The organism is Streptomyces sp. NPDC059456 (assembly GCF_042750055.1).
Classification (GTDB): domain Bacteria; phylum Actinomycetota; class Actinomycetes; order Streptomycetales; family Streptomycetaceae; genus Streptomyces.
Genome location: NZ_JBHYVA010000249.1, coordinates 514 through 10,855, shown reverse-complemented (window position 1 = coordinate 10,855; position 10,342 = coordinate 514). Strand labels below are relative to the sequence as shown.

Annotated in this window: 10 protein-coding genes; 9 read left to right on the top strand and 1 reads right to left on the bottom strand. The window is 73.0% G+C overall.

What is annotated here, in order from left to right; translation table 11 throughout:
• Together mycP and ACFXA3_RS21845 are read left to right on the top strand one after the other, a co-directional pair.
• Positions 1–1,043: type VII secretion-associated serine protease mycosin (gene mycP, locus ACFXA3_RS21850; RefSeq protein WP_385189056.1), on the top strand; the 1,043-nt coding region annotated here is incomplete at its 5' end.
• Positions 1,044–1,045: 2 nt separating this feature from the next.
• Complete coding sequence (locus tag ACFXA3_RS21845) at positions 1,046–1,786, top strand: SseB family protein (protein WP_385189054.1); 741 nt, start codon at positions 1,046–1,048, stop codon at positions 1,784–1,786.
• A 134-nt stretch (positions 1,787–1,920) separates the two neighbouring features.
• Here the strand turns inward: ACFXA3_RS21845 and ACFXA3_RS21840 are convergent, their stop codons facing one another.
• Positions 1,921–2,307, bottom strand: coding sequence for a DUF1844 domain-containing protein (locus tag ACFXA3_RS21840; RefSeq protein ID WP_054226105.1), 387 nt, complete (start codon positions 2,305–2,307; stop codon positions 1,921–1,923).
• A 400-nt stretch (positions 2,308–2,707) separates the two neighbouring features.
• Between ACFXA3_RS21840 and infC the strand changes: the two genes are divergently transcribed.
• From infC to pheT, 7 genes are all read left to right on the top strand, one after another.
• The gene (gene infC / locus ACFXA3_RS21835; RefSeq protein ID WP_376203931.1) at positions 2,708–3,415 is read left to right on the top strand and encodes a translation initiation factor IF-3; all 708 of its coding nucleotides are present in this window, start codon (positions 2,708–2,710) and stop codon (positions 3,413–3,415) included.
• Positions 3,416–3,520: 105 nt separating this feature from the next.
• On the top strand, positions 3,521–3,715 hold the full coding sequence (rpmI, locus tag ACFXA3_RS21830) for a 50S ribosomal protein L35 (protein WP_327282603.1): 195 nt from the start codon (positions 3,521–3,523) through the stop codon (positions 3,713–3,715).
• Between the two features lie 102 nt (positions 3,716–3,817).
• The gene (gene rplT, locus ACFXA3_RS21825; RefSeq protein WP_008741875.1) at positions 3,818–4,210 is read left to right on the top strand and encodes a 50S ribosomal protein L20; all 393 of its coding nucleotides are present in this window, start codon (positions 3,818–3,820) and stop codon (positions 4,208–4,210) included.
• Between the two features lie 124 nt (positions 4,211–4,334).
• On the top strand, positions 4,335–5,201 hold the full coding sequence (locus ACFXA3_RS21820) for a TrmH family RNA methyltransferase (protein ID WP_385189051.1): 867 nt from the start codon (positions 4,335–4,337) through the stop codon (positions 5,199–5,201).
• A 55-nt stretch (positions 5,202–5,256) separates the two neighbouring features.
• Positions 5,257–6,465, top strand: coding sequence for an ATP-binding protein (locus ACFXA3_RS21815; protein WP_385189050.1), 1,209 nt, complete (start codon positions 5,257–5,259; stop codon positions 6,463–6,465).
• Between the two features lie 162 nt (positions 6,466–6,627).
• Positions 6,628–7,755 carry a phenylalanine--tRNA ligase subunit alpha gene (gene pheS, locus ACFXA3_RS21810; RefSeq protein WP_385189048.1) on the top strand — a complete coding sequence of 376 codons (1,128 nt, stop codon included), beginning with the start codon at positions 6,628–6,630 and terminating at the stop codon, positions 7,753–7,755.
• A complete protein-coding gene (pheT, locus tag ACFXA3_RS21805; protein ID WP_385189047.1) occupies positions 7,755–10,283 on the top strand; it encodes a phenylalanine--tRNA ligase subunit beta in 2,529 nt (842 codons plus the stop codon). The genes pheS and pheT overlap by 1 nt, the downstream gene beginning before the upstream one ends.
• The last annotated feature ends 59 nt before the right edge of the window (positions 10,284–10,342 follow it).

Genomic DNA, 10,342 nt, shown 5'->3' with positions numbered 1-10,342 from the left:
CCCCGGGCGTGGGGGCCACCGTCGCGGCCCTCCACCCGGGGGTCGACGCCACCCCCCCCGACCTGGCCGGCCCGGTCCTCGACGGCACCGACCTGATCGGCATGGGCGCCGGCCGAGGCGACCGCGCCTGGGCCCGGCACGGCACGGCCATGGCCGGGATCATCGCCGGGCACGGCCACGGCCCCGGCCGCCGCCAGGGCGTCCTCGGCATCGCGCCGAAGGCGAAGGTCCTCCCCGTCCGCGTGATCCTGGAGGAGGGCGACCCCGGCCGGGCCAAGGCCCGCGAGAGCAAGGGCGGCGCCCTCGCCGACGGCATCCGCTGGGCCGCCGACCACGGCGCGAACGTGATCAACCTCTCCCTCGGCGACGACAGCGACTCCGCCCACCACGAGGCCGGCGAGGACGAGGCCGTCCAGTACGCCCTCGCCAAGGGCGTCGTCGTCGTCGCCTCCGCGGGCAACGGCGGACGGCTCGGCGACCACGCCTCCTACCCGGCGGCCTATCCCGGGGTCATCGCGGTCACCGCCGTCGACCGCGGCGGCCGGAAGGCCGAGTTCTCCACCCGCAGCTGGTACGCCACCGTCAGCGCCCCCGGCGTCGACGTCGTGATCGCCGACCCGGACCGCTCCTACTACGAGGGCTGGGGCACCAGTGCCGCCTCGGCGTTCGTCTCGGGCGCCGTCGCCCTCCTCAAGGCCGCGCACCCGGACCTGTCCCCGGCCCAGATCAGGAAACTGCTGGAGGAGACCGCCTCCGACGCCCCGCCCGGTGGCCGCGACGACGCCCGCGGCCACGGCCTGGTCGACCCCGTGGCCGCCCTCCAGACCGCCGACACGCTGCGGGGCGAGCCGCCGCTGCCGGCACCCGTCGCGGCCGCGCAGCGGTACTTCGGCCCCGGCCCCGAGCCGGTCCGTGCGGCCGGACACGGCACCCGCCTCGGTACCCCGGCGGCCGCGGCCGCCGGGCTGGCCCTGCTGGTCCTGGCCGCCGTACTGGCCCGGCGTCCGCGAGGGGCACGACGGGACCGGGATAGGGTCGGGTAACTGTGGCGAACAAAAACATTCCCGACCCCGGCTACTCCGACGACGACGGCTCCGCCGACCCCCGGCTGAGCGCGGCCCTGGCCGCCTGGTCCGAAGACCGGGCGAAGGAGCCCGAGGTGCTGGCCGCCCTCAAGGGCGCCCGCCTGCTCGTCCCGGTCGTCGCCGTCCTCGGCGAGGTCGAGACCGACCCGGAGACCGGCCTCAAGCGCGAGAAGACCAGTGACATGGCCGTCCCGACCCTGCGGGCGGGCGACCGGCGGGCCCTGCCCGCGTTCACCTCCACCGCCTCGCTGGCGCTGTGGGACCCGGCGGCGCGCCCCGTGGCCGTTCCGCTGCACCAGGCCCTGGCGGCCGCCGCGCACGAGAAGGCCGACACCGTGGTCCTGGACCTGGCCGGCCCCGTCACCTACCAGCTCACCGGCCCCGCGCTGCTCGCGCTGGCCGAGGGCCGCACCGACGCCGGCCCGCTCGCCGACCCCGCGGTGCGGGACGCCGTACGCGCCGCCGTGGCGGCCGAGCCGGCCGTGCTCCGCGCCCACCTGGGCCCGGGCGGGGCCGACTCCGACGGAACGCTCGCGATCGTGCTCGCCGAGGGTGAGCAGGCCCACACCGCGGCCCGCCGCGTCGCCGAGGCGCTGGCGGCCGACGAGACGCTGCGGGCCCGCCTGGTCCGCGGGCTGGACCTGGCCCTGCTCCCCGCGGATGTCGCGGCCCCGGCCGGAGAGCCGCTCTTCACCCGCTGAGCCGCCCCGGCACGGGACGCCGGCGCAGACGCATGCGAGAAGGGCAGACGCATGCGAGAAGGCCAGACGCATGCGAGAAGGGCCGGGGCAGCGCCCCGGCCCTTGCACCTACCGTCCCGATCAGGTCCCGCGGCTCAGCCGAAGACCGGACCCGTGAACTTCTCGCCCGGACCCTGGCCCGGCTCGTCCGGCACGATCGAGGCCTCGCGGAAGGCGAGCTGGAGCGACTTCAGGCCGTCGCGCAGCGGGGCCGCGTGGAAGGAGCTGATCTCGGTGGCGCTCGCCGTGACCAGGCCGGCCAGGGCCGTGATCAGCTTGCGGGCCTCGTCGAGGTCCTTGTGCTCGGAGTCCGGCTTGTCCAGGCCCAGGTTGACCGCCGCGGCGCTCAGCAGGTGCACGGCCACCGTGGTGATCACCTCGACGGCGGGCACGTCCGCGATGTCGCGGGTCATGGCGTCGTAGTCGGGAGCGTCCGGCGTGGCGCCGGCCTCGGTGGCGGGGGTGGGGGTCGCGTCAGTCATGCCTCACACGATAAGCCGGGCCGCGCTGGCCGCCGACCTGCCCCCGGCGGGGTGCCCGCCGGGCGCCGGCCCACCACCGCGCGCGACGGCCGCCGGGTGAGCGGACCCGGCGCGGAATGCTATATTGGGCTGAAGACCGGCCGGAGACGTATGTCCCCGGCCCACAAGTGGAGGCTCCGTTCTCCCACCCGACCACCCTCCGGGGCGGCGGGTCACCGGTCAGGCGGCATCCATCGTTCCGTACGGACGATGGAAAGCTGCCCGAGTCTGCGCCCCGCGATCGCATGCGGCGGTGCTCCGGTTGTATTGGAGCCCCTGCCTGTGCCCGGCGGGGCTTTTTCATGTTCCGCCGCGGTCGGTCTGACGACACAAGACGTCAGCGGCTGTCTGCCAGACAGTCGTGTGGTGCTACCGAGGAGGATCCATCAGCACCGAGCCCCGCATCAACGATCGGATTCGTGTCCCTGAGGTGCGACTCGTCGGTCCCAGCGGCGAACAGGTGGGCATCGTCCCGCTTGCGAAGGCGCTTGAGCTCGCGCAGGAGTACGACCTGGACCTGGTCGAGGTCGCGGCGTCTGCACGCCCGCCGGTCTGCAAGCTCATGGACTACGGCAAGTTCAAGTACGAGTCGGCCATGAAGGCCCGTGAGGCGCGCAAGAACCAGGCGCACACGGTCATCAAGGAAATGAAGCTCCGGCCGAAGATCGACCCGCACGACTATGACACCAAGAAGGGTCACGTCGTTCGGTTCCTCAAGCAGGGCGACAAGGTCAAGATCACGATCATGTTCCGTGGTCGCGAGCAGTCCCGGCCGGAACTCGGCTACCGACTGCTGCAGCGTCTCGCTTCGGACGTCGAGGAGCTCGGCTTCATCGAGTCGAACCCGAAGCAGGACGGCCGAAACATGATCATGGTCCTCGGTCCGCACAAGAAGAAGACCGAGGCGATGGCCGAAGCCCGCGAGGCGCAGGCCGCCCGCAAGGCCGAGCGCCAGGGTGTCGCCGCCGACGAGGCTCCTTCCGAGGAAGCCCCCGTCGAGGAGGGCACCGAGGTCGCCTCTGCCGAGGCCACCGAGGACGCCTCTCCCGAGGCGCCGGCCGAGGCCTGATTCCGAGGCAGCCTGTCTCGGATCACCGACACAACATGACGCTCCCGGGCGCCGGTCCTCCACCGGACCGGCTGGGGGCGCCACCGACGAGGAGATAACGGCGCTATGCCGAAGAACAAGACGCACAGCGGTACCAAGAAGCGCTTCAAGATCACCGGCTCCGGCAAGGTGCTCCGTGAGCGCGCCGGTAAGCGCCACCTGCTCGAGCACAAGTCGTCCCGTCTGACCCGCCGCCTCACCGGCAACGCGGAGATGGCCCCCGGCGACGCCGCGAAGATCAAGAAGCTTCTCGGCAAGTGACGTTCTCCGCTCCCCCTGCCGGGAGCGGACGTCGAGACCGGGACCCCATCTGAATTCGGGCCGTGTGAAGACACCCACGGCCCCGCTACAAGGAGTTAAAAAGTGGCACGCGTCAAGCGGGCAGTAAACGCCCACAAGAAGCGCCGGGCGATCCTCGAGGCGGCCTCCGGCTACCGCGGTCAGCGTTCGCGCCTGTACCGCAAGGCCAAGGAGCAGGTCACCCACTCGCTGGTCTACAACTTCAACGACCGCAAGAAGCGCAAGGGCGACTTCCGTCAGCTGTGGATCCAGCGCATCAACGCCGCTGCCCGCCAGAACGGCATGACGTACAACCGCCTCATCCAGGGTCTGAAGGCCGCCAACATCGAGGTGGACCGCAAGATCCTCGCGGAGCTGGCCGTCAACGACGCCAACGCTTTCGCCGCGCTCGTCGAGGTTGCGCAGAAGGCGCTTCCGGCCGACGTGAACGCCCCGAAGGCCCCCGCTGCCGCCTAAGCAGCAAGCCCTTCACAGGCTTCAGCCCGGACCCGCAGGCCCATCGCCTTCGGGTCCGGTGCGTTGTAGCCGAGCCGATCCACCTGTTTCGACCCGCAGTACGTACGGAAGCGAGCCGACCGCCATGGGTACCCCCGCCCCCGCCGAGCTGATCTCCCCCCGATCCCCGCGGGTGGCCGCCGCCAGGCGACTGGCGCGGCGCAACTTCCGCACCAAGGAGCGCCGCTTCATCGCCGAGGGCCCCCAGGCCGTCCGCGAGGCCGTCGAGCACCGCGGCGCCGGGGGCGCGTCGACCCTGATCGAGCTGTTCGCCACCGTCGAGGCCGCCGAGCGCTACGCCGGGATCGTCGACGCCGCACTGGCCGCCGGGGCGCGCGTCCACTACGCCTCCGACGAGGTGCTCGCCGAGGTCTCGCAGACCGTCACCCCGCAGGGCCTCGTCGGCGTCTGCCACTTCCTCGACTCGCCGTTCGAGGACATCCTCGAGGCCGGGCCCAAGCTGGTCGCCGTCCTCGCCCACGTCCGCGACCCCGGGAACGCCGGCACCGTACTGCGCTGCGCGGACGCCGCGGGAGCGGACGCCGTCGTGCTGACCGACGCCTCCGTGGACCTGTACAACCCCAAGTCCGTACGGGCCTCCGTGGGCTCCCTCTTCCACCTGCCGGTGGCGGTCGGCGTCCCCGTGGAGGAAGCCGTCGCGGGGCTCAGGGCGGCCGGTGTGCGCATCCTCGCGGCCGACGGCGCCGGCGAGGACGACCTGGACGCCGAGCTCGACGCGGGCACCATGGGCGGCCCCTCGGCCTGGGTGTTCGGCAACGAGGCGTGGGGGCTGCCGGAGGAGACCCGGGCGCTCGCGGACGCCGTCGTACGCGTCCCGATCCACGGCAAGGCCGAGAGCCTGAACCTCGCCACGGCCGCCGCCGTGTGCCTCTACGCATCCGCTCGTGCACAGCGGGCGCCCGGAGGGTGCCGCTCCGTGACCCCCAGCTAGTAATGTGGCGGCCCGGGGGCCCACTGCGCCACTCGGAGATGTGGGGTACGAGGACATGACCGTGGGTACGAACAGCTCGCCAGGGGCCGTGAAGGCGCCCGGGACGGCGCCGTCCCTGCCGGCCGTGCCCCCGCAGGGTGCGGGCCGCGCCGGTGCGGCCGCCGCGGCCGAGCCCTGCGACCTCGCCGAGTCCGGCGCGATCGGGATCGACCCCGACGACCTGCCGGACGGGCTCGTCGTCGCCGACCACACCGGCCGGGTGATCTGCTTCAACTCCGCCGCCGCCCGGATCACCGCCCTGGCCCCGGGCGAGGCGCTCGGCCTGCGCATCGAGCGGGCACTGCCGCTGGAGGACCTCGACGGCCGCCGCTGGTGGGCGCTGACCGACCCGTACGGGGGCCTCGCGACCCGGCGCGGCCAGCCGGAGCGCAACCTCCTGCTGCCCGGCGGGCGCGAGGTGCTCGTCTCCGCCCGGTACGTGCGCACGCACCCCACGGGCCCGCTGCGCCGCCTCGTCGTCACCCTGCGCGGCACCGAGGCCCGCCGCCGCACCGAGCGCAGCCACGCCGAGCTGATCGCCACCGTGGCGCACGAGCTCCGCTCGCCGCTGACCTCCGTCAAGGGGTTCACCGCGACGCTGCTCGCCAAGTGGGAGCGGTTCACCGACGACCAGAAGCGGCTGATGCTGGAGACCGTCGACGCCGACGCCAACCGCGTCACCCGGCTGATCGCAGAGCTCCTCGACATCTCCCGCATCGACTCAGGCCGCCTCGAGGTCCGCCGCCAGCCGGTGGACATCGCCACGGCCGTGGGCCGCCACGTCCAGGCGCTCACCGCGAACGGCCAGTCGCCCGACCGGTTCCTCGTCCGGGTCAGCTGCTCGCTGCCCGCGCTGTGGGCCGATCCCGACAAGATCGACCAGATCCTCGGCAACCTCCTCGAAAATGCGGTGCGGCACGGCGAGGGAACGGTCACCATCGAGGTATCGCCGACCAGCCTGGCCACTGCGTCGGGCAAGACCGAGAAGGGAACCGCCGTCACCGTGACCGACGAGGGCCCCGGGATCCCCGAGGAGTCGATGGGCCGCGTGTTCACCCGCTTCTGGCGGGGGAGCAAGCGCGGCGGCACCGGCCTGGGCCTGTACATCGTCAAGGGCATCGTCGAGGCCCACGGCGGCACCATCACGGTCGGCCGCGGCCCCGGAGGCGGCGCCGAGTTCCGATTTATCCTGCCCGTGGGGGCGCCGGCCTACCTCACGCAGTAACCCTGCGGAGCGTCTCGCCAGGCGGCCCACGGGCTCCTTCACCCCCGGCGACCTTTAGACTCGTCCTTTGGCACCTTTGGGACTCGTCCGAATCTGTCGATCGAGACGGTCGAGCGGATCGCGCGGGGTTCCACCAGCCAGCCATCGGAAGTACGGGAAGAGATGTCGGCACCGAACAAGTCGTACGACCCTGTCGAGGTCGAGGCACTGAAACCGGAAGAGATCGAGCGCATGCGGGACGAGGCGCTCGCCGCCTTCGCGGCCGCCGGCGACCTCGACGCGCTGCGTGAGGCGAAGACCGCGCACATGGGCGACCGCTCGCCCCTGGCGCTCGCCAACCGCGAGATCGGCGCCCTGCCGCCGCAGGCCAAGGCCGAGGCGGGCAAGCGCGTGGGCCAGGCCCGCGGCGCCGTGAACAAGGCCTTCGGGGCCCGCACGGTCGAGCTCGAAGCGGAGCGCGACGAGCGGGTGCTGGTCGAGGAGGCGGTGGACGTCACGCTGCCCTACGACCGCGTCCCCGCCGGTGCCCGGCACCCCCTGACCACGCTGATGGACCGCATCGCGGACATCTTCACGGCCATGGGCTACGAGGTGGCCGAGGGCCCCGAGGTCGAGGCGGAGTGGTTCAACTTCGACGCCCTCAACTTCACGCCCGACCACCCGGCGCGCCAGATGCAGGACACCTTCTTCGTCCGGGGGCCGGAAGGCACCGAGGGCGACGAGTCCGGCGTCGTGCTGCGCACCCACACCTCCCCGGTGCAGGCGCGTTCGCTGCTCGACCGGGAGCCGCCCGTCTACGTGGTGTGCCCGGGCCGGGTGTTCCGCACCGACGAGCTCGACGCGACGCACACCCCGGTCTTCCACCAGGTCGAGCTGCTCGCCGTCGACGAGGGCCTGACCATGGCCGACCTGAAGGGCACGCTGGACCACATGGTCCAGGCGCTCTTCGGCAAGGACATGACCACCCGGCTGCGGCCGAACTTCTTCCCGTTCACCGAGCCGTCCGCCGAGATGGACATGCAGTGCTACGTGTGCCGCGGCGAATCGGTGGGCAACCCCGACCGCCCGTGCCGCACCTGCTCCAGCGAGGGCTGGATCGAGCTCGGCGGCTGCGGAATGGTCAACCCCAAGGTGCTCATCGCCTGCGGTGTGGACCCCGAGAAGTACAGCGGGTTCGCCTTCGGGTTCGGCATCGAGCGGATGCTGATGTTCCGCCACAACGTCGAAGACATGCGAGACATGGTCGAGGGTGACGTCCGGTTCACCCGGCCGTTCGGGATGGAGATCTGATGCGGGTCCCGCTTTCTTGGCTGCGGGAGTACGTCGACCTGCCCGCGGGCGAAACCGGTCGTGACGTACAGGCCAAGCTCATCGACGCCGGTCTCGAGGTCGAGACCGTCGAGCAGCTCGGCGCGGGCCTCAAGGGCCCCCTGGTCGTCGGCCAGGTGCTGACCATCGAGGAGCTCGAGGGCTTCCGCAAGCCGATCCGTTTCTGCACGGTCGACGTCGGCCGGGCCAACGGCACCGGCGAGCCGCAGGAGATCGTCTGCGGCGCCCGGAACTTCTCCGTCGGCGACAAGGTCGTCGTGGTCCTGCCCGGCGCCGTCCTGCCCGGCGACTTCGCGATCGCCTCGCGCAAGACGTACGGCAAGACCTCGCACGGCATGATCTGCTCCGGCGAGGAGCTCGGCATGGGCGACGACGGCACGCACGGCATCATCGTGCTGCCGCCGGAGCACGAGGTCGGCACCGACGCGATCGAGCTGCTCCAGCTCGTCGACGAGGTCCTCGACATCGCCGTCACCCCGGACCGCGGCTACTGCCTGTCGATGCGCGGCGTGGCCCGTGAGACCGCCACCGCGTACGGCCTGCCGCTGCGCGACCCGGCGCTGCTCGACGTGCCCGCGCCGAACTCGTACGGCTACCTGGTCAAGATCGACGACCCGGCCGGCTGCGACCGCTTCACCGCCCGTACGGTGACCGGCCTCGACCCCGAGGCGAAGTCCCCGATCTGGCTCACGCGGCGCCTGCAGAAGGCCGGCATGCGGCCGATCTCGCTCGCCGTCGACGTCACCAACTACGTGATGCTCGAACTGGGCCAGCCGCTGCACGCCTACGACCGCTCCCGCCTGGACGGCGCCATCGGCGTGCGCCGGGCCGAGCAGGGCGAGAAGTTCACCACCCTCGACGGGGTCAAGCGCACGCTCGACGCCGAGGACCTGGTGATCACCGACAACAGCGGGCCGATCGGCCTCGCCGGTGTCATGGGCGGTGCCAACACCGAGATCGCCGACTCCGTGACCGACCCCGAGACCGGCGCCGTCACCGGCACCACGGACGTCGTCATCGAGGCCGCGCACTTCGACGCCCTGACGATCTCGCGCAGTGCCCGCCGGCACAAGCTCGCCTCCGAGGCCTCCAAGCGCTTCGAGCGCGGCGTCGACCCGCAGGCGGCCTCCGCGGCCGCGCAGCGGACCGTCGACCTGCTGGTGCTGCTCGCGGGCGGCACCGCCGAGGCCGGGGTCACCGAGCTCTCCGCCCCGGGCGCCCCGCGCACCATCGCGATGCGCGCGGACCACCCGGACCGCGTCGCCGGCATGGACTACGGCCGCGAGACCGTCGTCCGCCGCCTCCAGGAGGTCGGCTGCGACGTCTACGGCCAGGACGAGCTCGTCGTGACCGTCCCCTCGTGGCGGCCCGACCTCGCCGAGCCCAACGACCTCGCGGAAGAGGTCATCCGGCTGGAGGGCTACGGGAACCTCCCGTCGACCCTGCCGCAGCTGCCCTCCGGCCGCGGTCTGACCGCCCGGCAGCAGCTGCACCGCCGGGCCGGCCGCGCGCTGGCCGGCGCGGGCTACGTCGAGGCGCTCAGCTACCCGTTCGTCGGCGAGGGCGTCTTCGACCAGCTCCAGCTGCCCGCGCACGACGCGGCCCGCCAGGTCGTCAAGCTGGTCAACCCGATCTCCGACGAGGAGCCGGCGCTGCGCACCACGCTGCTGCCGGGCCTGCTGGGCGCGCTGCGCCGCAACGACAGCCGGGGCAGCCACGACCTCGCCCTCTTCGAGACCGGTTCGGTCTTCCGGGCCGGCAAGCAGCCCGGTGTCGCCGTACGGCTGCCCGTCGACCGGCGTCCGACGGCCGAGGAGATCGCCACGCTGAACGCCGCCCTGCCGGCCCAGCCGCGGTACGCCGCGGTCGTGCTGGCCGGTGCGCGCGAGCAGGCCGGCTGGTGGGGCAAGGGCCGCCCGGCCGACTGGGCGGACGCGGTGCAGGCCGCGCGCTCGCTGGCCGTCGAGGCCGGCGTGCAGCTGGTCGTGCGCCAGGGCCAGTACGGGCCGTGGCACCCGGGCCGGTGCGCGGAGCTGCTCGTCACCCTGGACGGGGTGGAGACGGTCATCGGTCACGCCGGTGAGCTGCACCCGCGCGTCGTCAAGGCGATGGGCCTGCCGGCCCGCACCAGCGCCATGGAGCTCGACCTGGACCGCCTCGCGGCGGCCGGCGGCGGCGCCGTGCAGGCGCCCCGGATCTCCACCTTCCCGGTGGCGACCCAGGACGTCGCGCTGATCGTGGACGCGTCGGTCCCGGCGGCCGCGGTCGAGGCCGCGCTGCGCAAGGGCGCCGGTGAACTGCTGGAGTCCCTGCGGCTGTTCGACGTGTTCACCGGTGAGCAGGTCGGCGAGGGCAAGAAGTCCCTGGCGTACGCGCTGCGCTTCCGCGCGGCGGACCGCACGCTGACGGCCGAGGAGTCCACGGCCGCGCGCGACGCGGCGGTGGCCCTGGCCGCCGAGCGCACCGGCGCGGTGCTGCGCGGCGCGTAACCGCCGCTGCGGCTGCAGGAGTTGAGGGGCGCGGGCGGGGGGCCCGCGCGGGCCCCCCC

Bases quoted from the DNA above. Each gene is read 5' to 3' on its own strand.
- ACFXA3_RS21820 (WP_385189051.1), top strand. From the start codon at position 4,335: ATGGGTACCCCCGCCCCCGCCGAGCTGATCTCCCCCCGATCCCCGCGG.
- pheT (WP_385189047.1), top strand. From the start codon at position 7,755: ATGCGGGTCCCGCTTTCTTGGCTGCGGGAGTACGTCGACCTGCCCGCG.
- ACFXA3_RS21815 (WP_385189050.1), top strand. From the start codon at position 5,257: ATGACCGTGGGTACGAACAGCTCGCCAGGGGCCGTGAAGGCGCCCGGG.
- ACFXA3_RS21840 (WP_054226105.1), bottom strand. From the start codon at position 2,307: ATGACTGACGCGACCCCCACCCCCGCCACCGAGGCCGGCGCCACGCCG.
- rpmI (WP_327282603.1), top strand. From the start codon at position 3,521: ATGCCGAAGAACAAGACGCACAGCGGTACCAAGAAGCGCTTCAAGATC.
- pheS (WP_385189048.1), top strand. From the start codon at position 6,628: ATGTCGGCACCGAACAAGTCGTACGACCCTGTCGAGGTCGAGGCACTG.